20 protein-coding genes are annotated in these 22,705 nt (G+C 72.0%); 14 read left to right on the forward strand and 6 right to left on the reverse strand.

What is annotated here, in order from left to right; genetic code table 11:
• Positions 1 to 35: 35 nt before the first annotated feature.
• From ACIBAE_RS06885 to ACIBAE_RS06895, 3 genes are all read right to left on the reverse strand, one after another.
• Positions 36 to 638: a TIGR03086 family metal-binding protein gene (locus ACIBAE_RS06885; protein ID WP_399282794.1), complete on the reverse strand. Its 603-nt coding sequence runs from the start codon at positions 636 to 638 to the stop codon at positions 36 to 38.
• A gap of 168 nt (positions 639 to 806) precedes the next feature.
• A complete protein-coding gene (gene aceB / locus ACIBAE_RS06890) occupies positions 807 to 2,438 on the reverse strand; it encodes a malate synthase A (protein ID WP_399282795.1) in 1,632 nt (543 codons plus the stop codon).
• Positions 2,439 to 2,651: 213 nt separating this feature from the next.
• Positions 2,652 to 3,263, reverse strand: a complete 612-nt coding sequence (locus ACIBAE_RS06895) for an NTP transferase domain-containing protein (RefSeq protein ID WP_399282796.1) — start codon at positions 3,261 to 3,263, stop codon at positions 2,652 to 2,654.
• A gap of 228 nt (positions 3,264 to 3,491) precedes the next feature.
• Between ACIBAE_RS06895 and ACIBAE_RS06900 the strand changes: the two genes are divergently transcribed.
• Entirely contained in the window at positions 3,492 to 3,824 is a 333-nt protein-coding gene (locus ACIBAE_RS06900) for a DUF5955 family protein (protein WP_399282797.1), read from the forward strand.
• A gap of 114 nt (positions 3,825 to 3,938) precedes the next feature.
• Here the strand turns inward: ACIBAE_RS06900 and ACIBAE_RS06905 are convergent, their stop codons facing one another.
• On the reverse strand, positions 3,939 to 4,745 hold the full coding sequence (locus ACIBAE_RS06905; RefSeq protein ID WP_399282798.1) for an IclR family transcriptional regulator: 807 nt from the start codon (positions 4,743 to 4,745) through the stop codon (positions 3,939 to 3,941).
• Between the two features lie 257 nt (positions 4,746 to 5,002).
• Here ACIBAE_RS06905 and allB point away from each other — a divergent pair, with 257 nt between their 5' ends.
• From allB to ACIBAE_RS06920, 3 genes are all read left to right on the forward strand, one after another.
• Positions 5,003 to 6,340, forward strand: a complete 1,338-nt coding sequence (gene allB, locus ACIBAE_RS06910) for an allantoinase AllB (RefSeq protein ID WP_399282800.1) — start codon at positions 5,003 to 5,005, stop codon at positions 6,338 to 6,340.
• Positions 6,341 to 6,342: 2 nt separating this feature from the next.
• On the forward strand, positions 6,343 to 7,575 hold the full coding sequence (alc, locus tag ACIBAE_RS06915) for an allantoicase (RefSeq protein WP_399282802.1): 1,233 nt from the start codon (positions 6,343 to 6,345) through the stop codon (positions 7,573 to 7,575).
• Positions 7,576 to 7,697: 122 nt separating this feature from the next.
• The gene (locus ACIBAE_RS06920; RefSeq protein WP_399282803.1) at positions 7,698 to 8,885 is read left to right on the forward strand and encodes a cytochrome P450; all 1,188 of its coding nucleotides are present in this window, start codon (positions 7,698 to 7,700) and stop codon (positions 8,883 to 8,885) included.
• A 48-nt stretch (positions 8,886 to 8,933) separates the two neighbouring features.
• Here the strand turns inward: ACIBAE_RS06920 and ACIBAE_RS06925 are convergent, their stop codons facing one another.
• Complete coding sequence (locus tag ACIBAE_RS06925) at positions 8,934 to 9,938, reverse strand: Gfo/Idh/MocA family oxidoreductase (protein ID WP_399282804.1); 1,005 nt, start codon at positions 9,936 to 9,938, stop codon at positions 8,934 to 8,936.
• A gap of 101 nt (positions 9,939 to 10,039) precedes the next feature.
• On the opposite strand from ACIBAE_RS06925, the gene ACIBAE_RS06930 reads away from it, so the two are divergent.
• The 8 genes from ACIBAE_RS06930 (at position 10,040) to ACIBAE_RS06965 (ending at position 19,305) form a co-directional block, all read left to right on the forward strand.
• Positions 10,040 to 10,828 carry a GntR family transcriptional regulator gene (locus ACIBAE_RS06930; RefSeq protein ID WP_399282805.1) on the forward strand — a complete coding sequence of 263 codons (789 nt, stop codon included), beginning with the start codon at positions 10,040 to 10,042 and terminating at the stop codon, positions 10,826 to 10,828.
• Between the two features lie 212 nt (positions 10,829 to 11,040).
• The gene (locus tag ACIBAE_RS06935; protein WP_399282807.1) at positions 11,041 to 12,057 is read left to right on the forward strand and encodes a sugar ABC transporter substrate-binding protein; all 1,017 of its coding nucleotides are present in this window, start codon (positions 11,041 to 11,043) and stop codon (positions 12,055 to 12,057) included.
• Positions 12,054 to 13,118 (forward strand): ABC transporter permease, encoded by a 1,065-nt coding sequence (locus ACIBAE_RS06940; protein WP_399282808.1) that lies wholly within the window; start codon positions 12,054 to 12,056, stop codon positions 13,116 to 13,118. The genes ACIBAE_RS06935 and ACIBAE_RS06940 overlap by 4 nt, the downstream gene beginning before the upstream one ends.
• Positions 13,088 to 13,930 carry an ATP-binding cassette domain-containing protein gene (locus tag ACIBAE_RS06945; protein WP_399282809.1) on the forward strand — a complete coding sequence of 281 codons (843 nt, stop codon included), beginning with the start codon at positions 13,088 to 13,090 and terminating at the stop codon, positions 13,928 to 13,930. The genes ACIBAE_RS06940 and ACIBAE_RS06945 overlap by 31 nt, the downstream gene beginning before the upstream one ends.
• A 294-nt stretch (positions 13,931 to 14,224) precedes the next feature.
• Complete coding sequence (locus ACIBAE_RS06950) at positions 14,225 to 15,382, forward strand: ROK family glucokinase (protein ID WP_399282810.1); 1,158 nt, start codon at positions 14,225 to 14,227, stop codon at positions 15,380 to 15,382.
• Entirely contained in the window at positions 15,379 to 15,960 is a 582-nt protein-coding gene (locus tag ACIBAE_RS06955) for a hypothetical protein (RefSeq protein WP_399282811.1), read from the forward strand. Before ACIBAE_RS06950 ends, ACIBAE_RS06955 begins: the two co-directional genes overlap by 4 nt.
• Before the next feature lie 266 nt (positions 15,961 to 16,226).
• Positions 16,227 to 16,457 carry a hypothetical protein gene (locus tag ACIBAE_RS06960; RefSeq protein ID WP_399282812.1) on the forward strand — a complete coding sequence of 77 codons (231 nt, stop codon included), beginning with the start codon at positions 16,227 to 16,229 and terminating at the stop codon, positions 16,455 to 16,457.
• Between the two features lie 346 nt (positions 16,458 to 16,803).
• Positions 16,804 to 19,305 (forward strand): HEAT repeat domain-containing protein, encoded by a 2,502-nt coding sequence (locus tag ACIBAE_RS06965; protein WP_399282813.1) that lies wholly within the window; start codon positions 16,804 to 16,806, stop codon positions 19,303 to 19,305.
• 81 nt (positions 19,306 to 19,386) lie between these two features.
• On the opposite strand, the gene ACIBAE_RS06970 is transcribed toward ACIBAE_RS06965, so the two are convergent.
• Entirely contained in the window at positions 19,387 to 20,292 is a 906-nt protein-coding gene (locus tag ACIBAE_RS06970; RefSeq protein ID WP_399282815.1) for a LysR family transcriptional regulator, read from the reverse strand.
• Between the two features lie 171 nt (positions 20,293 to 20,463).
• Between ACIBAE_RS06970 and ACIBAE_RS06975 the strand changes: the two genes are divergently transcribed.
• Together ACIBAE_RS06975 and pcaC are read left to right on the forward strand one after the other, a co-directional pair.
• Complete coding sequence (locus ACIBAE_RS06975; RefSeq protein WP_399282816.1) at positions 20,464 to 21,165, forward strand: type 1 glutamine amidotransferase domain-containing protein; 702 nt, start codon at positions 20,464 to 20,466, stop codon at positions 21,163 to 21,165.
• A gap of 210 nt (positions 21,166 to 21,375) precedes the next feature.
• Complete coding sequence (gene pcaC, locus ACIBAE_RS06980; RefSeq protein WP_399282817.1) at positions 21,376 to 22,671, forward strand: 4-carboxymuconolactone decarboxylase; 1,296 nt, start codon at positions 21,376 to 21,378, stop codon at positions 22,669 to 22,671.
• The last annotated feature ends 34 nt before the right edge of the window (positions 22,672 to 22,705 follow it).

Genomic DNA, 22,705 nt, shown 5'->3' on the forward strand with positions numbered 1-22,705 from the left:
GGTCAGCTGTCCGGTCGCCGGTCCGGGCGACCGGGTCAGTTGTCCGGGCGCCAGTCCGGGCGGCGCCCCGTCAGGCCGAGCACGCGGTCCAGGAGCGGGGCGTCCCCGGGGACCCCGACCGGGGGGCCGAACGGGCTGTCCGCATTCCCCGCCGCCCCGGCCGCCAGCATCCCGCGCAGCGCCCGCAGGCTCCTCTCGTCTGGGGCGTACGCCTGGCCCGTGCTCCGCGCCAGGTCCCAGCCGTGGACCAGCACCTCGTTCAGGCCGAAGAGCCCGATCGCCGCGCCCGGCAGGTCGACGCCGCCGACCCGGGTGTCGCCCTCCCAGGCCGTGGGGGAGCGCCAGGCGGCGGCGAGCCCGTCGAGCTGCCGGGGCAGTACCTCCCGCCAGTCGGCGGCCAGTGGGGGCAGGGCCGCCGGGCTCGGCGGCGTATCGGTCGTCGGGCCCAGGTCCTTCCTGGCGGCGTCCCGGAAGGCGACCGTCAGCCCGGTGAGATGCGCGAGCAGGTCGGCCACCGTGTACGCGGGACATGGCGTCGGCTCCGTGAGCTGATCGTCGGTGATGGTGTCCAGCAGCCCGGCCACCTCGCGGCACGCCGGGCCGAAGTCGAGCGGGTCCGTCCTCGGTTTCGTGTCCATGCAAAGGCAGACCTGTCCGGTACGCGGAACTCATCGCACCGGCGTCCGCCCCCCGGCGCCTGTACGGCTGCCAGGGGGCGGGGGCGGGGGCGGGGGCGGGGTGCAGGGGTGAAGAGGCGGGTGGGGCGGCGGGGCGGTGGGGCAGTGGGGTGCAGGGGGCGGGCCGGGTCAGCCGCGCAGCTGCTCGTACGCCGGGAGGGTCAGGAAGTCCGCGTAGTCGTCGTCCAGCGCGACCGTCAGCAGCAGGTCGTGGGCCTGCTGCCAGCTGCCGGCGGCGAAGGCCTCCTCGCCGATCTCCTCGCGGATCGCGCTGAGATCGTCGGCGGCGAGCCGGCGGGCCAGCTCCGGGGTGGCCCGTACGGTCTGCCCGTCGTGCTCGAACTCGACGTCCGCGTTGATCCACTGCCAGATCTGCGAGCGGGAGATCTCCGCGGTGGCCGCGTCCTCCATCAGGTTGAAGATGGCGACCGCGCCCGATCCCCGCAGCCAGGCCTCGATGTAGCGAATGCCGACCTGGACGGCGTTGAGCAGGCCCTCGTACGTGGGCCTGGCGTCCAGGGAGTCGATGGCGATCAGGTCGCCCGCGGCGACGGAGACGTCCTCGCGGAGCCGGTCCTTCTGGTTGGGCCTGTCACCGAGGACCGCGTCGAAGGAGGCCATGGCGATCGGCACCAGGTCGGGGTGGGCGACCCAGGAGCCGTCGAAGCCGTCGCCCGCCTCGCGGTCCTTGTCGGCCTTGACCTTCTCGAAGGCGACCTTGTTGACCTCGGCGTCGCGCCGGGACGGGATGAAGGCGGCCATGCCCCCGATGGCGTGCGCGCCGCGCTTGTGGCAGGTGCGGACGAGCAGTTCGGTGTACGCGCGCATGAACGGCGCCGTCATCGTGACGGCGTTGCGGTCCGGCAGGACGAACTTGGCTCCGCCGTCACGGAAGTTCTTGACGATCGAGAAGAGGTAGTCCCAGCGGCCCGCGTTGAGCCCGGAGGCGTGGTCGCGCAGCTCGTAGAGGATCTCCTCCATCTCGTACGCCGCGGTGATCGTCTCGATCAGCACGGTCGCGCGGACGGTGCCCTGCTCCACGCCCAGGTACTCCTGGGCGAAGACGAAGATGTCGTTCCAGAGGCGGGCCTCCAGGTACGACTCCGTCTTCGGGAGGTAGAAGTACGGGCCCTTGCCCAGCTCGATGAGGCGCTTGGCGTTGTGGAAGAAGTAGAGGCCGAAGTCGACCAGTGCGCCCGGCACCGGCTCGCCGTTCAGCTGGAGGTGACGCTCCGCCAGGTGCCAGCCGCGCGGGCGCATCACGACGGTCGCGAGCTGGTCCGCCGCCTTGAGGGCGTACGACTTGCCGGAGGCCGGGTCGGTGAAGTCGATACGGCGGGCGTAGGCGTCCATCAGACTGAGCTGGCCACCGACCACGTTCTCCCAGGTGGGCGCGGAGGCGTCCTCGAAGTCCGCGAGCCAGATCCGCGCCCCCGAATTCAGGGCGTTGACGGTCATCTTGCGGTCCGTCGGCCCGGTGATCTCCACGCGCCGGTCGTTCAGCGCCGCCGGTGCCGGGGCGACGCGCCAGCTCTCGTCCGCGCGGACGGAGGCGGTCTGCGGCAGGAAGTCCAGGCTGGAGGTACGGGCGATCTCGGCGCGGCGCTCGGCGCGGCGGGCGAGCAGCTCGTCACGGCGGGGGGTGAACCGGCGGTGCAGCTCGGCCACGAACGTGAGGGCTGCCTCGGTGAGTACCTCGTCCTGCCGGGGCAGGGGCTCGGCGTCGACGATGGCCAGCGGGGACGGCGCTGGTGCGGACATGAGAGGTCACTCCTTCGCGGGCGCCGGCCGGGGTGTCCGGCGCTTCTGGTTAGTGGATGTTAGTTTCCTCATGGTGGAAGTTCAATGAATCCAGCGTCGATGCCGGTGTTGATGCCCGGCGTCGATGCCGGTCTCGATGCCGGTCTCGTTGTCAGCACCGATGCCGGAGCCGATGTCAGGGTCCGGCCGGGAAAGCCGGCGGTCTGTCACACCTCACTCAAGGTGGGACAGATCCTCCTCCGTGTCGATGTCGTACGGCCGCGCGACATCCCCGCACTCGACGAGAACGATGGCGCTCTCCCGGGCCCTCAGATACGCCCGCGCCCCACGGTCGCCGCGCGCGTCCGCCGCGATCTCCGCCCACCGCCGGGCGCCGAACAGCACGGGATGGCCGCGCCCGCCGTCGTACGAGGCCGAGGCGAGCGAGTCCGGCGAACGGTAAGCGGCCACCACCCGGGCCACCGCCTCCGCGCCGATCCCCGGCTGGTCCACCAGGAGGACCAGGGCGGCCCGCGCGCCCGTGCCGGCCAGCGAGGCGAGCCCCGCGCGCAGTGAGGAGCCCATGCCGGCCTGCCAGTCGGGGTTGTCGACCAGGACACTGCCCGGCAGGTCGGCCCGGTCGCGTACCTCCTCGGCGGCCGCCCCCAGCACCACGTGCACCGGAGCGCAGCCGCCCTCACGCAGGGCGCGCGCGGCGTGCTCGACCAGCGGCCGGCCCCGGTGCGTCAGGAGCGCCTTCGGGCGCCCGCCCAGCCTGCGGCCGCCGCCGGCGGCGAGCAGCAGTCCCGCGACGGGAGGGGTCGGGAGGTGTTCCGTGCCTGCCATGCGCCCTGCATACCGCATCCCTGGACGGCGCGTGGGGCGCACCGCGCGGCGGTCCCGTTCATGATCACGGGGAGATCCCTCCGTAGGGGCGCCCCATTCTGTCGGCGGAGTGGCGCATACCGCCAGAGATGGCGTTAACTTGCCCATGGACCTTGGCGCTTGACCACCGCCCCAGAGGTCGAATTCACCGGCACGGACGAAGACGTGCCCAGGGCAAGGGGGAGTGCTGTGCTGCGAAGTGTTGGGCAGCCGAGGGTGCCGGAGCAGGCCGGGAAAGCGGAGCGGGGCGAGGACCCGAGGGTGCTGGAGCTGTGCGCCGCCGTCTCCCGGCTCCGGCGTGAACTGGCCGGTCATCCGGCCGAATTCCGGGACCGGGCCATCGCCGAGGACGAGCTGGCCGCTCTGGCCGCGATGGCGGTGAGCGGTGACCCGGAGATCCCCAGAATGCGCCGCTCGCTGCTGCTGATCGTGGGCTCGACCGGATCGGTGAGCGCGCTCGCGTCGGCGCTGATGGGCGTACGGAACGCGGTCGACCTCTTCGGAGAAGCGCCGCGTACCTAGGTCCTGTCCGGACCTGGTGCCGGGAGAGGCACCGGCGCGGGGAAGGGAGCGGCGCGCCCCCGGTCCCCGCGTCGGTGCACCGGGCGCCGCGCCGGGCCCGGCGGTGACGGGTGCTCAGCCCTGCGCCGCCGCCGTGTTAGCCAGTGCTTCGGAGAGATCGCGCGCGACCTCCTGGAGCACCGGCACGATCCTCTCCGTGGCCTCGTCCGTCACCCGGCCCGCCGGACCGGAGATGGAGATGGCGGCGGCCGTGGGAGCGCCCAGCACCGGGACGGCCAGGCAGCGGACCCCCATCTCCTGCTCGTTGTCGTCGACCGCGTAACCCGCGCTCCGCATCCGCTCCAGGGCGGCCAGGAATCCGTCGGGCGTCGTGATCGTCTTCTCGGTGGCGGCCGGCATGCCCGTACGGGCCAGGAGGGCCCGTACCTCCTCCGGCGGGGTGTGCGCGAGCAGCGCCTTGCCCACGCCCGTGGAGTGCGGGAGCACCCGGCGACCCACCTCGGTGAACATCCGCATCGAGTGTTTGGACGGGACCTGTGCGACGTACACGACGTCGTCGCCGTCGAGCAGCGCCATGTTGGCGGTCTCGCCGGTCTCCTCGACCAGCCGGGCCAGATACGGCCGTGCCCAGGTGCCGAGCAGCCGGGAGGCCGACTCACCGAGGCGGATCAGACGCGGGCCGAGCGCGTACCGCCGGTTGGTCTGCTGGCGCACATAGCCGCAGGCGACCAGCGTGCGCATCAGCCGGTGGATGGTGGGCAGCGGCAGCCCGCTGCTGACCGAGAGCTCACTCAGCCCGACCTCGCCGCCCGCGTCCGCCATCCGTTCGAGCAGGTCGAACGCCCGCTCCAGGGACTGGACGCCGCCGCCGGCGGAGGCGGATCTGGAGGCGTCGGTGGTGCTGGCGCTGGACGGCGGCACGTCATCGGTCCTTTCGGCGGGCGGGCAAGGCTGCAGCGTACCGGGCCCCACCCGTGGGCATCCGGGACGCGGCGGGGCGTCCGCGCCGGTCAGGGCGGGCCCGCCCGGCGCGGGCGGCGACCCCGGGGGCGCGCGGGGCCCGGGGGAGCGCGGTCTTGACGGGCCCGGATCCGGAGTGAAGACTTCTTCAACACTTCGTTGAATTTCCTTCCCGTATGTCATTCGTGGACTCTGTTCGGTGGAAGTGAGGGGCTCCGGTGTCCGAGGTGAGCCTGGTGCTGCGGTCGACGCACGTCATCACTCCGGAGGGAGCGCGGCCCGCGGCGATAGCCGTCGCCGGCGGGCGGATCGCCGCCGTCCTGCCGTACGACTCCGAGGTGCCGGCCGGCGCCCGGCTGGAGGACGTGGGGGACGACGCCGTACTGCCCGGTCTCGTCGATACCCATGTCCATGTGAACGACCCGGGCCGCACCGCGTGGGAGGGTTTCCGGACCGCCACCCGCGCGGCGGCGGCCGGCGGGATCACCACGCTGCTGGATATGCCGCTCAACTCCCTGCCGCCCACCACGACGGCCGCGCATCTGCGCACCAAGCGGGAGGTGGCCCGTACGAAGGCCCATGTCGACGTCGGCTTCTGGGGCGGTGCCGTCCCGGACAACGTCAAGGATCTGCGGCCGTTGCACGACGCCGGGGTCTTCGGCTTCAAGTGTTTCCTGTCGCCCTCCGGGGTCGACGAGTTCCCCGCGCTGGACCAGGAGGGGCTGGCCCGCTCGCTCGCCGAGATCACCGGCTTCGGCGGGCTGCTGATCGTGCACGCCGAGGACCCGCACGAGCTGGACACCGCGCCCCGGCGCGGCGGCCCGGCCTACGCCGACTTCCTGGCCTCCCGCCCGAGGAACGCCGAGAACGCGGCGATCGCGGGCCTGATCGAGCACGCGAAGCGGCTCGACGCCCGGGTCCATGTGCTGCATCTGTCGTCGTCGGACGCGCTGCCGCTGATCGCGGCGGCCAGGCGCGCGGGGGTCCGGATCACCGTCGAGTCCTGCCCGCACTTCCTCACCCTCACCGCCGAGGAAGTCCCCGACGGGGCGACGGAGTTCAAGTGCTGCCCGCCGATCCGCGAAGCGGCCAACCAGGACGCGCTCTGGCAGGGGCTCATCGACGGCACCATCGACTGCGTCGTCTCCGACCACTCGCCCTGTACGACGGAGCTCAAGACCCCGGACTTCGCCTCCGCCTGGGGCGGTATCTCCTCGCTCCAGCTGGGGCTGCCGGTGATCTGGACCGAGGCGCGCAGACGGGGCCGCTCGCTGGAGGAGGTCGCCCGGTGGATGTCGACGGCCCCGGCCGCGCTGGCCGGACTCGCCCGTAAAGGCGCCATCGAGGCGGGCCGGGACGCCGACTTCGCGGTCCTGGCGCCCGAGGAGACCTTCACCGTCGACCCCGCGGAGCTGCACCACCGCAACCAGGTGACGGCGTACGCGGGCAAGACCCTGCACGGCGTCGTCAGGTCGACCTGGCTGCGCGGCACCCGGATCGCGTCCGCCGGCGTCCTCGCCGAACCCGCCGGCCGACTGCTCGAAAGGAACAACTGACCTTGTCCACAGCCTGGTTGCCCGTCCCCTCGTTCACCGGGGACGCCGGTCCGTACGGCGGCGGCGACCCGTACGCCGACTACCGCACCGCCGACTTCCCCTTCAGCCACCTCCCCGACCTCGCCGACCGGCGGCTCGGGGCCGGGGTCATCGCCGCCAACGACGAGTTCTTCGCCGAGCGCGAGAACATGCTGCGGCCCGGGCCCGCGACCTTCGAGCCGGAGCGCTTCGGTCACAAGGGCAAGATCATGGACGGCTGGGAGACGCGCCGCAGGCGCGGCATCAGCGCCGACCGGCCGCATCCCGGCGACGAGGAGCACGACTGGGCGCTGGTCAGGCTCGGCGCGCCCGGGGTGGTCCGGGGGATCGTCGTCGACACCGCCCACTTCCGGGGAAATTACCCGAGGGCGGTTTCGGTCGAGGGCACCTCGCTGCCGGGCTCCCCGTCCCCCAAGGACCTGCTCGGCGACGAGGCGAAGTGGACCCCGCTCGTCCCCCGTACGGTCATCGGCGGCCACGCGGCCAACGGCTTCGTGATCGACACCGAACAGCGCTTCACCCACCTGCGGGTCAACCAGCATCCCGATGGCGGTATCGCGCGGCTGCGGGTGTACGGCGAGGTCGCGCCCGACCCGGCCTGGCTCGGCGTCCTCGGTACGTTCGACCTCGTCGCCCTGGAGAACGGCGGCCGGGTCGAGGACGCCTCCGACCGCTTCTACTCGCCCGCCACGAACACGATCCAGCCGGGCCGCTCCGGCCGGATGGACGACGGCTGGGAGACCCGCCGGCGCCGTGACCGGGGCCACGACTGGATCCGCTACCGGCTGGTGGACCAGGCGGAGATCCGCGCGGCCGAGATCGACACGGCGTACCTGAAGGGCAACGCCGCCGGATGGGCCGCGCTGTCCGTCCGTGACAACGCCTCCAGGGACAGCACCTCCAGGGACAGCACCTCCAGGGACAGCACCTCCAGGGGCGGCGGCTCCCGCGACGGCGGCTCCCGCGACACCGGCTCGCGGGACGGCGTGTCCGGCGAGTGGACCGAGATCCTGCCCCGGACCCGGCTCCAGCCCGACACGAACCACCGCTTCGTGCTGCCGGCGGGCGTGATCGCGACGGACGTACGGATCGACATCTTCCCCGACGGCGGGATCTCACGGCTGCGGCTCTTCGGCTCCCTCACCGAACAGGGCGCGCGCCGGCTGGCCGCCCGCCACCAGGAGCTGGGAGCCTGACCGCACCGCACCGCACCGGCCCGACAGCATTCAACCCCGTTCCTGTAAAGCCCTGTTGGCGTATGACGCGAACAGGACCATGGGGCGCGACGGGGCGCTGGGTGCCGACGTACGCTGATCCGATGGCGGTCATCGAACTCGAAGAACTCGGTCCGGACTTCAACGCCGATCCCTATCCCTCCTACGCCAGGATGCGCGAAGCGGGACCCGTCCACGAGGTCCGTCACCCGCGCGGCGGGCGCTTCTGGCTGGTCGTCGGGTACGAGGAGGGGCGCGCGGCACTCGCCGATCCGCGGCTGTCCAAGTCGCCCGCCGTCGGCGGCCTGCCGGGCGACCTGGTCATGGGCCCGCATGTGCTGATCGTCGACCCGCCGGACCACACCCGGCTGCGGAAGCTGATCTCCCGCGAGTTCACCGCCCGGCGCGTGGAGAGCCTGCGCCCGCGCGTCCAGCGGATCACCGATGACCTGCTCGACGCGATGGTGCCGGCCGGGCGGGGAGACCTGGTCGACGCGCTGGCGTTCCCGCTGCCCATCACCGTCATCTGCGAACTGCTCGGCGTCCCCCAGGCGGACCGTGACACCTTCCGTGCCTGGACCAACGAGATCGTCGCGCCGTCCCGGCAGGAGAGCGCGATCGCGGCCGTCGAGGACCTCAGCGGCTACCTCGACGAACTCGTCGAGGACAAGCGCCGCACCCGGCCCGGTGACGATCTGCTGTCCGCCCTGCTGCGTACCAACGCCGAGGACGACGACCGGCTCTCCCGGGCAGAACTGCGTGCCATGGCCTTCATCCTGCTGATCGCCGGACATGAGACAACCGTCAATCTGCTCTCCAACGGGGTGCGGGCCCTGCTCGACCACCCTGATCAACTGGCCGCTTTGCGCGCGGACGGCGCCCTGCTCGACGGCGCGATCGAGGAGATGCTGCGCTACGACGGCCCGGTGGAGACCAGCACCTCGCGCTTCACCCGCGAGCCGGTCCGGTACGGCGACACGGTGATCCCGGCCGCCGAGACGGTGCTGATCGCGCTGGCGTCCGCCGACCGCGACCCCGAGCGCTTCCCCGACCCGGACACCTTCGACATCCGCCGGTCCACGACGCCCGGCCGGGGTCCCGGGCATCTCGCCTTCGGCCACGGCATCCACTTCTGTCTGGGCGCCCCGCTCGCCCGGCTGGAGGGCCGGATCGCCATCCGGACCCTGCTGGAGCGCTGCCCCGACCTGGCGCTCGACCCGGCGGCCGGCCCGTACGACTGGCTGCCGGGCCTGCTGATCCGTGGCACGCGCCGGCTGCCGGTGCGCTGGTAGCGGCCCGCCCGCGTCACCCCCGGCACCTTCCGCCGGACAGGACCCGGGTCAGCCGCCCGGGATCTCCGCCACCGCCACCGGGCGGTGCTCGCGCCGGGACAGCTCGCACGCCTCGGCGATCCGCAGCGCGTGCAGCGCTTCCCGGCCGTCGCACGGATTCTCCAGCTCGCCGCCCACGACCCGCAGGAAGGCGTCCAGCTCCGCCTCGTACGCCGGGGCGAACCGTTCCAGGAAGCCCGGCCACGGGTTGTCGCAGGGCGGCGGGCCCTTCGGTTCGGTGGAGGTGATCGGCGTACGGTCGTCGAGGCCGACCGCGAACTGGTCCAGTTCGCCCGCCAGTTCCATCCGTACGTCGTAGCCCGCGCCGTTGCAGCGGGTGGCCGTGGCGGTCGCGAGCGTCCCGTCGTCGAGGGTCAGCACGGCGGCCGCGGTGTCGATGTCGCGGGCCTCACGGAACATCCCGGGCCCGGCGTCCGAGCCTGTCGCGTACACCTCCACCACCTCGCGCCCGGTGACCCAGCGCATCATGTCGAAGTCATGGACCAGACAGTCGCGGTACAGACCGCCGGAGAGCGGGAGATACGCGGCGGGGGGCGGCGCCGGGTCCGAGGTGATGGCCCGTACGGTGTGCAGCCTGCCGAGCGCGCCCGACCGTACGAGCTCGCGCGCCGCGACATACCCCGCGTCGAAGCGGCGCATGAAGCCCAGCTGAAGGACCGTGCCCGCCGCCTCGACCTCGCGCAGCGCGCCCAGCGTGCCCGGCAGATCCAGCGCTATCGGCTTCTCGCAGAAGGCGGGCAGTCCGGCCCGCGCGGCGCGGCTGATCAGATCGGCGTGGGCCGAGGTGGCGGAGGCGATCACCACGGCGTCCACGCCCCACGCGAAGACCTCGTCGGCGGAGGGGGCGGCGGTCGAGCCCGTCCGGTCCGCGACCCGTGCCGCCCGCGCCGCGTCGGTGTCCGAGACCACCAGGGAACCGACCTCGCGATGACGGCTGAGCACGTCCGCGTGGAAGGTGCCGATCCGTCCCGTACCGATGAGTCCGATGCGCATGGCCCCAAGGTGGCGGCCCCCACGCACCGTGTCAAGCATTTGTCCGGACAATCGAACTTCACGACTTCCGGTCGCCATTCCCGGGGGCTACGCTCGGCGCCGTGCCCCATCACCCGAGACCCGCGCGGCCCGGACAGGAGGCGGAGCCCACCCTTCCGCTCCAGCTCGGCGTGGACCGCACCAGCCCCGTCCCGCTCTACTTCCAGCTCGCCCAGCAGCTGGAGGCGGGCATCGAGCGAGGCCTGCTCGCGCCGGGCAGCCTGCTCGGCAACGAGATCCAGCTGGCCGGGCGCCTCGGGCTGTCCCGCCCCACCGTCCGGCAGGCCATCCAGTCGCTGGTCGACAAGGGCCTGCTGGTGCGCCGCCGGGGCGTCGGCACCCAGGTCGTGCACAGCCAGGTCAGGCGCCCGCTGGAGCTGAGCAGCCTCTACGACGACCTCGAAGCGGCCGGTCAGCGCCCGGCCACCCGGGTGCTGCGCAACACGGCCGAGCCCGCGACGGCGGAGATCGCCGCCGCGCTCGGAGTGGCGGAAGGCACGGAGGTCCGGCTGATCGAGCGGCTGCGGTACGCGCACGACGAGCCGATCGCGTATCTCCGCAACCACCTGCCGGCCGGGCTGCTCGACTGCGACACCGCCCGGCTGCAGGCCACCGGCCTCTACCGGATGATGCGCTCCGCCGGGATCACCCTGCACAGCGCCCGGCAGAGCGTCGGGGCGCGGGCCGCCACGGCCGGGGAGGCCGAGCGGCTGGCCGAACCGGCCGGGGCCCCACTGCTCACGATGGAGCGGATCACCTTCGACGACACCGGCCGCGCCGTCGAATTCGGCTCGCACCTCTACCGCGCCTCGCGGTACGCCTTCGAGTTCCAGCTGCTCGTCCGCCCGTAGCGGGGGTCCGGCGGCCGGTTCGACCCCACCCGGTCACGGGCCCGCCCGTGACCGGTCCGTAGCCCCTCCGCAACCCTCTCGTTGCCCCCTGTACCGGTGAACGCGTACCCGATGGGTACGCGCCGTGCGGTCATACCGGATACTTGGGCGGCCGGGCCGGGGCTCACCGCGCACCGGCGGCACCGACGAGACAGCGAGAAGGGCACGGCGGCGTGGCAACGGTTCGGACAGGGGTACGCGCGATCGGCGCCGTGCTGGCGGCGGTGCTCGGGGCCACGGCCCTCGCGGGATGCAGCAGCACCGGCGGCAAGCGCGCCGAGGAACGGGCCGAGCGGGCCGCCGCCCAGGGACGGGCCGTGGTGAACACACCCGAGTGGACCGTGGCCATGGTCACGCACTCGGGCGACGGTGACAGCTTCTGGGACATCGTCCAGAAGGGCGCCAAGCAGGCGGCCGTCAAGGACAACATCAAGTTCCTCTACGCGAACAGCGACGAGGGGCAGCAGCAGGCGCAGCTCGTCCAGTCCTACATCGACAAGAAGGTCGACGGACTGATCGTGACGCTCGCCAAGCCCGACGCCATGAAGGACGTCGTCGCCAAGGCCGTCGCGGCCGGCATACCGGTGATCACCGTGAATTCCGGCACCGAGCAGTCCCAGGCGTTCGGCGCGCTCAGCCATATCGGCCAGGACGAGACCGTCGCCGGTGAGGCAGTCGGCGACGAGCTGGACAAGCGGGGCAAGAAGAAGGCGCTCTGCGTCATCCACGAACAGGGCAACGTCGGCCACGAGCAGCGCTGTGCCGGAGCCAAGAAGACCTTCGGCGGGCAGCTCCAGAACCTGTACGTCGACGGTACGAACATGCCCGACGTCCAGGCGTCGATCGAGGCGAAGCTCCAGACCGACCATGCCATCGACGCCGTCGTCACCCTCGGCGCCCCCTTCGCGGACGCCGCCGTCAAGGCGAAGGGATCGGCGGGCAGCAAGGCCGAGGTCGACACCTTCGACCTCAACGGCAAGGTCGCCGGCCTGCTGCAGGCCGGCACGCTCGGCTTCGCCGTCGACCAGCAGCCCTACCTCCAGGGGTACGAGGCCGTGGACCTGCTCTGGCTCTACCGCTACAACGCCGATGTGCTCGGCGGCGGACGCCCGGTCCTGACCGGACCGCAGATCATCACCCGCAAGGACGCCGGCGCGCTGGCGTCCTACACGGAGCGGGGGACCCGGTGACCGCGACCGCGCCACCGGTGGACGACCGGCCGGACAGACCCGTGGACGGCGACGAACGCCTGCTGCGCACCTCGCCGCTGCGGAAGCTGCTCGGCCGCCCCGAACTGGGCGCGGTCGTCGGCGCCCTGGCGGTCTTCGTCTTCTTCTCGGTCATGGCGGACTCGTTCCTGCGGATGTCCAGCTTCGGGACCGTCCTGTACGCGGCCTCCACGATCGGGATCATGGCGGTGCCGGTGGCGCTGCTGATGATCGGCGGCGAGTTCGACCTCTCCGCCGGTGTGATGGTGACCAGCTCCGCGCTGGTCTCCTCGATGTTCAGCTATCAGATGACCGCGAACGTGTGGGTCGGCGTCCTGGTCTCGCTGCTGGTCACGCTGGCGTTCGGGCTCTTCAACGGCGTCATGCTGACCCGTACGAAGCTGCCGAGCTTCATCATCACGCTGGGCACCTTCCTGATGCTCACCGGCCTCAACCTCGGTCTCACGAAGCTGATCAGCGGCACGGTGTCGACCAGGACCATCGGCGACATGGAGGGCTTCTCCTCCGCCAGGAAGCTCTTCGCCTCCCAGCTGACCCTGGGTGGTGTCGAACTGAAGGTCACCATTCTCTGGTGGGCGGTGCTGGTCGCCCTGGCCACCTGGATCCTGCTGCGGACCCGCTTCGGCAACTGGATCTTCGCGGCCGGCGGCAACGCCGAAGCCGCCCGCGCGGTCGGCGTCCCGGTGGCGAAGACCAAGATCGTCCTCTACATGGGCGTGGCGTTCTCCGCCTGGGTCGCCGGGCAGCACCTGCTGTTCTCGTTCGACGTCGTCCAGTCGGGCGAGGGCGTCGGCAACGAGCTGATCTACATCATCGCGGCCGTCATCGGCGGCTGTCTGATCACCGGCGGCTACGGCTCCGCGATCGGCTCCGCGGTCGGCGCGTTCATCTTCGGCATGACCAGCAAGGGCATCGTGTACGCGGAGTGGAACCCGGACTGGTTCAAGTTCTTCCTCGGAGCGATGCTCCTTCTGGCCACCCTGCTGAACGCATGGGTGCGAAAGCGCGCGGAGGCGAAGTGACGGCCCTGGTCGAGCTGAAGGACGTCCGTAAGTACTACGGCAATGTCCGCGCCCTGGAGGGCGTCTCACTGGAGGTCCGGGCGGGCGGGATCAGCTGCGTCCTGGGCGACAACGGCGCCGGGAAGTCCACCCTCATCAAGATCATCGCGGGGCTGCACCGGCACGACGCCGGAGACTTCCTGATCGAGGGCGAGCCCACCACCCTCGCCTCCCCGCGCGAGGCCCTGGACCGGGGCATCGCCACCGTCTACCAGGACCTCGCCGTCGTACCGCTGATGCCGGTCTGGCGGAACTTCTTCCTCGGCTCCGAACCGACGAAGGGCTCCGGGCCCCTCAAGCGGCTCGACGTCGGGCTGATGCGCGAGACCACCCGCTCCGCGCTGCTGCGCATGGGCATCGACCTGCGCGACGTCGACCAGCCCATCGGCACGCTCTCCGGCGGCGAGCGCCAGTGCGTGGCCATCGCCCGCGCCGTCCACTTCGGTGCGAAGGTCCTCGTCCTGGACGAGCCGACGGCGGCCCTCGGAGTGAAGCAGTCCGGGGTGGTGCTCAAGTACGTCGCCGCCGCCCGTGACGCGGGTCTCGGCGTGGTACTCATCACCCACAACCCGCACCACGCCTTCCTCGTCGGCGACCGGTTCGTCCTCCTCAAGCGCGGCGTGATGTCCGGCAGCCACACCAAGGACTCGATCACGCTGGACGAGCTGACCCGTCAGATGGCGGGCGGTTCCGAGCTGGAGGAGCTGAGCCACGAACTGGAGCGGGCCACCGCCCCCACCTCCCCCGGCGCGCCTCCGGCGGACCAGGACTGACCCGGGGCGGTGAGCGGCACGGCAGGGCACGGTGCGCGGCACGGCAGGGCACGGCATACGGGTCGCTGTGCGGCTCGGTACGGCGCGATGCACCGGCCCCGGGGCCGCGCGGCGCCGCCCCCCGCCCCGGATGGCAGAATCGACCGTGGTGGGCGCCGCCCTCCGCCGCCGCCCGCCCGGGCCGGCCGGCCCCGACCCCACAGGGACGACACGACTCGTGCGAGCATCCAGCCGCCCCACTCGGTACGGCACGAACGGCAGGCCTGAGCCGACGGACACGAGGGGACCGGGCCGATGAGTACGTACCGCGATTTCCCGCACCGCGGCAGCGCCCGCGCCACCGTCCTGCGGACCGTCGGCACCCGCGAACGCCGCTCGCTGCTCACCGCGCCCCGCGTGCCGACCGTCGGCATCGACATCGGCGGGACGAAGGTGATGGCCGGGGTCGTCGACCCGGACGGCAACATCCTGGAGAAGATCCGTACCGAGACCCCCGACAAGTCCAAGAGCCCCCGGGTCGTCGAGGACACCATCGTGGAACTGGTCCTGGACCTCTCCGACCGCCACGACGTGCACGCCGTCGGCATCGGCGCGGCCGGCTGGGTGGACGCCGACCGCTCCAGGGTGCTGTTCGCGCCGCACCTCGCCTGGCGCGACGAACCCCTCAGGGACGCGATCTCGTCCCGGCTCGCCGTCCCCGTGATGGTCGACAACGACGCCAACACCGCGGCCTGGGCCGAATGGCGCTTCGGTGCCGGACACGGCGAGGAACACCTCGTCATGATCACGCTCGGCACCGGCATCGGCGGCGCGATCCTGGAGGACGGCCAGGTCAAGCGCGGCAAGTACGGGGTGGCCGGCGAATTCGGCCATATGCAGGTCGTGCCCGGCGGACACCGCTGCCCCTGCGGCAACCGCGGCTGCTGGGAGCAGTACAGCTCCGGCAACGCGCTCGTACGCGAGGCCAGGGAGCTGGCCGTCGCCGATTCCCCGGTCGCGTACAACATCATCGAACGCGTCAAGGGCAACGTCCACGACATCACCGGGCCGCTGATCACCGAGCTGGCCCGTGAGGGCGACGCCATGTGTATCGAGCTGTTCCAGGACATCGGGCAGTGGCTCGGCGTCGGCATCGCCAATCTGGCCGCCGCCCTGGACCCGTCCTGCTTCGTCATCGGGGGCGGCGTCAGCGCCGCGGACGACCTGCTCATCGGCCCGGCCAGGGACGCCTTCCGCCGCCATCTCACCGGGCGCGGCTACCGCCCCGAGGCCCGGATCGTCAAGGCGCAGCTCGGCCCCGAGGCGGGCATGGTCGGCGCCGCGGACCTCGCCCGGCTGGTGGCCCGCCGCTTCCGCCGCGCCAACCGCCGCCGCGTGGAACGCCACGAGCGCTACGAGCGGTACGCCCAGGCCATCCGTACCACCCGTACGACGCAGGAACCGCCGTCATGACCGCGACCGGGCTGTCGCCGGCGCCGTCCTCCGAGGGCGGCAGGCCACCCGAGGACCGCCGTCACCGCATCCGCCGCCGCTGGCTGACGGCCATCGTCATCGTGCTGCTCATCGGCGTCCCGGCCGGCTACCTGGTGATCTCCGCCGAGCAGAGCCGCGACAGCGGCCGGGACAAGGAGGCCGAGTCCTCGGCCACCCACCTCCAGCCGCTGCGTCCCTCCGGCATGAAGCGCCGCATCTTCGAGGTGCCGGTCCCCGCCGGGGCCACCCGCGTGAGCTACTACGAGACGAGCAACTGGAAGTCCAGCCGGCTGTACGTCCAGTTCAACGTGACCTCCGGGCGGCTCGACACCTTTCTGACCGAGATGGGCAGCAGCCGGTCCGCGCTCAAGGACGGCGAGATCACCATCACGCCCCGGGACCGCAGGACGGTCGGCTGGGACTTCGACCTCCCCGGGCACGTCTGGGCGGGCATCAGCCACCGGCAGGAGGACCCCCGACCGAGCCAGGACGTCGTCGTGGACCTGACCGACCCCGGTTTCCCCCGCGTCTACGTCGTCTCCACCGCCACCCCGTGATCTCCGCATCCGTGGTAACGGCCACCCCCGGTGACCACCGCCGCGCCCGCCGCTCACCAACCCGGCGCGGGTGAGCGGGACGACGACCCTCACGGCCTTCGCGGGCGATGCGGCCCCCGATGTGTTTGCCCCGGAGCCATTTCCGCGGGTGGGGCCCTTCGTAGGCTCTGTCGGCGTGGAGGCGCCGGGGTTGGAAGTGGCGGCCGCGGTGGGGATGCTGTCTCGTCCGGCCCGCCGACCGGGATACCGCAGGGCGAGAGGGAGTCGTGGACGACGCTCAACACCAACTGACCCGGGCCGTGACGCCCTTGTACCCGGCGGGGGACACGGTGGACCGGTCTGCGGCCGCCCTCGGTGTGACCGGTTTTCCCGCCGACCACCGGGAGTTCGTGACCCGGTTCGGGGCCGGATCGCTGGAGGACAGCCTCTTCGTGTGGATCCCGCGACAGGGCCGGCCGGCGGAACCCCTGACCGTGGGGCGGCTGGTCGCTCCATGACTGCGGTACGGCGGAGTTCCTGACGCGGCTCCTGCGGGCGGACTTCCCGGCCTGCCCCCTCAGCGACGCCACCCTTTGGGGCGAGAAGACCGCCCGCTTCCTCGACTTCAGGGACGAGGAACGGCTCCGGGACGAGGGCATGGATCCATGGACGGGGGAGCCGGACCCGTTCGCGGGGATGGAGTTCGACTGAGCCGAACCCCCTCCGCGAACCGGTCGACCGCGAGCCGTTGTCAGTGGTCTGCGGCAGAGTGCCGTACATGATCAACGATGTGGACAGCGTCAACTGGTCGTCGATGAGCCACGCTTACGGCCCAGCCGTTCACTTCCGGTGTGGCTCCGGGCGATGGCCTCACCCGACCCCGGGGTCCGGGAGAGGGCACTGGGCGATTTCTACGGTGCGGCCCATCACCAGGGTGACGTGTACGCGTGCACGGCGGCGAGTCTGCCGTTCCTGTTCGCGCTGGCCGACGACCCTACGGCCCCTGACCGTGCCTCGATCGTGGCGTTGCTGCTCAGCATCGGACGCGAATCCGTCGAACGTGACGACGGTGGCATCCGATTCGCACCGGACGGGACCGTCTCGACGGCCTGCACGGACAGTGCGGCGATGATGCGCGAGCGCGCCGACGCGTTCGTTGCCTATGCGGCTGACGCGGATCCGGTCGTGCGGCGCGCGGCGATCAAGGGCCTGGGCCTCTTCCTCGACGACGCCGGCCGCGCGGTCGAGATTCTCGGCGGCCGGCTGCCGGCCGAGTCCGGGATCGTGGAACGGCTGCTCGTCGTCGAGACGATGGCCGACCTGGCGCTACGCCTGCCCGCAGCGCGGACCGCCGCAACGGTCTGGCTCGATGCCCTGGCCGATGACACCGAGGCAGAGCCCGATATCAGGCTTGCCGCCCTCGTCCACCGCGCTCGTTGCGTCCCGGAAGCCATCGGCGTCCGCACGGTACCGACGGCGATCGACCTGCTGCGCCGGCTCACCCCGGCGCCGCGGACGAAGACCGATGAGAAGGTCCGCGGGGCCGGTTCCGGCACGTGCGCGTGTACGTCCGCCGCCGAAACGGCATCCGAGGGCGCTCCGCCGCCGATCGTCGCCGCGTTCGCCGACATGGAACGGCACAACCGCGTTCTCGCACCCACCACCGCCCTGCTGCGCACCTTCCACAGAGTGCTGGACCACCGCCTGCCCGAGCGCACGATCCTTCTCACCGAACAGCTCCGCAGTCCGGATCCCGCCACCCGCTACGACGCGATCCGCATGGCCCAGGACCTGATCGGCACCTGGCGGGGCAACCACGCACGCCTCGTCATGCTCATCGCGGACTGCCTGCTTCCCGAGGACCCTTCCACCGCCGCCGCGGCGGCGGAGACCCTCGGATCCCTCGTGCCCGTCACCGACGTCGCCCGCGAGGCCCTCGCCACCTTCGCCGCCCCACATCGCACCGCGCACGGACCGGATATGTGGGCGGCGTCGGACCCGCTGCTGCGCCGCGCCCACCAGGAAGCCGTGATGGCACTGGCACGCCTCGACGACGCACGCGCCCTTCCCGGGCTGCTGACGGCACTGGACAGGGACGTCGACGCCTGGCGCGCCGTTCAGGTCGCCGGCCATCTGCGCTCGGGCGCCGACGAACTGGTGCCGCGGCTGTGCCGGCGTCTTGCCGCCGTCGACCACTCGCAGCAGGAGTTCGGCTTCAGCGCCAAGGCCCTGACCTCGGCGCTGGCCGCACTCGGCGACCCCGTTGCCGTCCCCGCACTCACGCAGGCGGTCACCACCGCGCTCCGTCACGAGCAGTGGCATAGCGCCGCCTCCGCGCTGGAGGCGCTCGCGTCGTTCGGCGCCGACGCCGTACCGGCCCTGGACGTGGTCCGCCCGCCGGCCGACGCGCAGGACGTGGATCTGCGGGCAGCCGCCACGGCCGCCCTGTGGGCGCTCGAACGCGACCCGGCGGACATCGTGCCCCGACTGTACGACCTGCTCGGCAGCCACCGGAAAAGCGATGCCGCCGACGTGCTGGGCCGGATCGGCCCGCCCGCCGCGACCGCACTGCCGCGGCTGGAGGAGATGCTGACCGCCGGCTACGAGTGGACCCGCCTCCACGCCGCCATCGCCGTGTGGGACATCGCCGGTGAGGCGGAGGCCGACACCGTCATCCGCACGCTGCTGGAGGTCTGGGAGAAAAACGAGGCGACCGCGCACCACGTCGTGACGTTCCTGGACCGCATGGGCCCGGCCGCGGCACCGGCCCTGCCCCGACTTCAAGCGGAACTCACACGTGCCCGCCGCAACCGGGGCGTCGCCCACGACGAAGAACTGCAACGCACCTGCCGCACCCTCCAGTTGCGCCTCGCCGTGCCGCAGGACAGCGAGCGGAAGCACTGGGAACTGATTCCGGGCACCGGTGTGGGCCCGCTGCGCCTCGGGATGTCCCCGGCCGAGGTCGCCCACGCGCTCCAGGAACCCGTGACACCGGTGGGCGGTCCCTACGCGCAGGAGGACTTCGCCACTGCCGGGGTGAGCGTCTTCTACGACGACGCGGGGCACCTCGCGTGCGTCGCGCTCGCGGCGGCCACCGGACCCCAGACCACCCTCGCCGGTGTCCCCCTGGCCGGGCGGGATCCCGAGCAGATGGAGCAGTGGCTCCTGGAGGACTACGCGGCCGAGCACGGGGGAACGATCCTCTTCACTCTCGACGGATCGTTCGCCCTGACCGACCTCGGCCTTCTCATACGGTCGCAGCGGATCGGAGACATCCGCTTGACGCGCCCGCTCATCGTGATCGAGGACTGGTTCGAGTCGACGTACCACCGCGATCACCTGCCGCTGGAAGGACCCCAACCGTAGGACGAGCACCACCGCGAGCACACCGCGCTCGGAGGCCAGCCACCCGCCGGCCACGTCCCCAACCCGACAAGGGCAATACACCTAGAGCGGACCCCACGTCCTGGCCCGTTCCTTGAGGCGGTTGTGAACCAGGGCGAGGGACGGGTTGGCGAGGGCGCCCGGGCGGGTGGCCAGGTAGAGGGTGTTCAGTGGGGGCGCCTCCGGCTCGTGGAGTACCTCGACCGAGCCCGCGGTGACGGCCGGTTCCGTGAGGTAGCGGGGAAGTACGGACACACCCGCGCCGGCGATCACCGAGGCGAGCACGGCGCGCAGGTCGGGCACCACCACGGATACGCGGTTGGGCGGGCGGCGGCCGAACTCGCTGCGCCAGTAGCGCCGGATGATCGGCAGCTCCTCGCCGTAGGCAACCAGCGACAGGTGTGCCAGCGCCTTCACCGGCTCCTCGGCCAGCCGCGCGGCATCGACGGTACGGGCCAGAGCCGGCGGCCCGACCAGCAGGAACTCCTCGTCCACGAACGGCGTCACCACGAGCGTCTTGAGATCCGGGCGGATCGCGGAGACCACCAGGTCGAGGCGTGCGTTCGCCAGGGCCGACAGCAGATCCTCGGCGAGGCCGAGCGTGACGCGCAGCCGCAGGCCCCGGTCGGCCAGTGGGGCCAGGGCGGGCAGGACGCGGGCGGCCATCAGTTCACCGGCGCCGCCGATGTCCAGGGTGCCCAGGTCGGCAGAGCGACCCTCCTCGGCGGCGAACGCGTACCGCAGCTGGTCGATGGGCGGGCCGACGCGCCGGGCCAGTTCGTCGCCCCTGGGGGTGGGGCTCACGCCTTGCCGGGACCGCACGAACAGGGGCCCGCCGAGTTGCTCCTCCAGCCGCGCGAGCCGTCCACTCACGGCGGGCTGCGTCAGTCCCAGCCTGGACGCGGCGGCGGTGATCGAGCCGCCCCGGTAGATCTCCAGGAAGGCCGACAGCAGATCAAGATCGCGCACGCAACTCTCTTCCCATAAGGAAAGTTATGACGGGGCCGAGCTTAATGGATGAATTTTGATGGAGGCTGCCGTTGTCCCCACTGTGGCGGGTAAGTGCCGCACAGGGGCGGTCGTCATCGCGGCCGCCCGGGATCGACAAGTGATCGACAAGGAAACCGAGGAAAACGCGCCATGGCAAAGATCCTGATGATCGTCTCCGCAGCGGACACGCTGACGCTCGCCGACGGCACGGCGCACCCCACCGGCTACTGGGCCGAGGAGGTCGCCGCCTCCCACAAGGTGCTGCGTGACGCCGGCGTACAGGTGGACATCGCCACGCCGGGCGGCGCACGCCCCACCGTCGACCCCATCAGCCTCAACGAGAGCGGCTCAGTGGCGGAGGCCGACGCGAAGCGCTTCCGGTCGTACCTGGACTCCATGGCGGACGAACTGGCCAAGCCGCTCGTACTCGCCGAGGTCTCGGCGGCCGACTACGACGCCGTCTACATCCCCGGCGGCCACGGCCCGATGGCCGACCTCGCGCACGACGCCGGCCTCGGCCGGCTCCTGGACGAGGTCAACGGCGCCGGCCGGATCGTCGCCGCCCTCTGCCACGGACCGGCGGCCCTGCTCAGCGCGGTCCGTGAGGACGGCGGCTTCGTCTTCGCCGGCCGCAAGCTCACCACCTTCACCGACGAGGAGGAACACCAGGGCGGGCTGGGCGACGGGTCCCCGTACTTCGTCGAGGCGAAGCTGCGCGAGTTGGGCGCGGTCATCGAAGCGGGCCCGGCCTGGACGAGCAAGGTCGTCGTCGACGGCAACCTCGTCACCGGCCAGAACCCGCAGTCGAGTGTCGACACGGCGAAGCAGGTCCTCGTGGCCCTGAAGTCCTGAAGTCCTGAAGTCCTGACCGGGTCGAGGCCGAGGCCGAAGGAGAGCGACTTCTTGCCCGGTGGGCGGGGCACACCCACGTCAAGACGACGAAGCGCGGGTAGGTGAAGCCGGATGTGGAGGGCCTTCGTCCGGCGGCGGATACAGGGGGCGCTCCGGCGAGTGTCCCGACCCTCTCCCGTGAGAAATTGTGAGGTGTGGGAGCGTGAGCGGGTGAGTGAGACGACGACGACCCTCAAGACCCTGCAATACCGCATGGACGGTCCCGAGGACGCCCCGGTCCTGATCCTCGGCCCCTCCCTCGGGACGACCTGGCATATGTGGGACCGGCAGGTACCCGAACTCACCCGCCAGTGGCGGGTGCTCCGCTTCGACCTGCCGGGCCACGGGGGCGCCCCCGCGCACCCCGCCACCAGCGTCCCCGAACTCGCGGAACGGCTGCTGGCCACGCTCGACGGGCTCGGAGTGCAGCGCTTCGGTTACGCGGGCTGTTCCATCGGGGCCGCCATCGGTGCCGAACTGGCGCTGCGCCGCCCCGACCGGATCGCGTCGCTCGCCGTGGTGGCCGCCTCGCCCCGGTTCGGCACCGCCGACGAGTTCCGCCAGCGCGGCGTGATCGTCCGCGCCAACGGCCTGGACCCGGTGGCCCGTACCGCCCCCGAGCGCTGGTTCACGCCGGTCTTCGCCGCCGCCCAGCCCGCCATCGTCGAATGGGCCGTCCAGATGGTCCGCACCACCGACCCCGGCTGCTACATCGCCTCCTGCGAGGCGCTCGCCGCCTTCGACATCCGGGCCGAGCTGGCCCGTATCGCCGTGCCGACCCTTGTCCTGGTCGGGGCGGAGGACCAGGTCACCGGCCCCGCCGAGGCACGCACCCTGGTCGCCGGAATCCCGGACGCCCGGCTCGCGCTGGTCCCCGGCGCCTCCCATCTGGCGCCCGTCGAACAGCCGGCCGCCGTCACGGACCTGCTGGCCCACCACTTCTCCACCGCCTGGTACAACCCGTCCGACACCGCCACCGGCCTGACCGTGATGCCCGAGCGGATGCCCGCGCCGTCGCTCTCCGCGATGGTCGGTCCGGTCGCCGAGATCGCTCCCGCCGAACAGCCCGAGGCGGTGACCAGCGGGCGTCCCGACCCGTACGAGGCGGGGCTGCGGATACGGCGGCAGGTCCTGGGAGACGCCCATGTGGACCGCGCCTTGGACACCGACGCCTTCGACGGCGACTTCCAGGAGCTGATCACCCGCTACGCCTGGGGCGAGGTGTGGAGCAGGGAGGGCCTGGACCGGCGCACCCGCAGCGCCGTGACGCTGACCGCGATGGTCGCGGGCGGGCACCTGGAGGAGCTGGCCTTCCATACCAGGGCCGCGCTGCGCAACGGCCTCACCCCCGCCGAGATCAAGGAAGTGCTGATCCAGACCGCCGTCTACTGCGGGGTGCCGGCCGCGAACGCCGCGTTCCGGGTGGCGCGGGCCGTGATCCAGGAGGAGACGACCCCCGGCGCGTAGCAGGATGGTCAGGGAGGAAGAGGCGCCCGGCGCG

Source organism: Streptomyces sp. NPDC051569 (assembly GCF_044454085.1).
Lineage (GTDB): Bacteria > Actinomycetota > Actinomycetes > Streptomycetales > Streptomycetaceae > Streptomyces.